Annotated in this window: 1 protein-coding gene; it reads right to left on the reverse strand. The window is 46.5% G+C overall.

What is annotated here, in order from left to right:
* On the reverse strand, positions 1–288 hold a 288-nt coding region (locus D1227_RS00010), incomplete at both ends, for a lipocalin/fatty-acid binding family protein (RefSeq protein ID WP_147373241.1).

Here is a 288-nt window from a genome sequence, read left to right on the forward strand (position 1 = left end):
TCCTTTAAGCTCCTGGATATGGGTGAATTTTCCAGTGTTGCACACCAGCTTTCCCCCCTCCAAGTTGACAATGCACTTGAGCTTCTTGCCGTCCATGGTGGTAATGTCAGCCTCTTTGCCAATAGTGAAGGAATTGGTCACAGTCTTTCCGGGAGTTTTGGAGGTGATCACAAAGTCATTACCTGTCTGTTTGATTTCAGTTACAGGCTTGATGTCCTTGGCCATCTTGATAACCTCTTCTGGAAGCTCCATGGCTCTGAGGAACTCTTCATAATTCTCCTGGACGTA

The sequence above is a fragment of the Henriciella mobilis genome (assembly GCF_003576315.1).
Taxonomy (GTDB): Bacteria; Pseudomonadota; Alphaproteobacteria; order Caulobacterales; family Hyphomonadaceae; genus Henriciella; species Henriciella mobilis.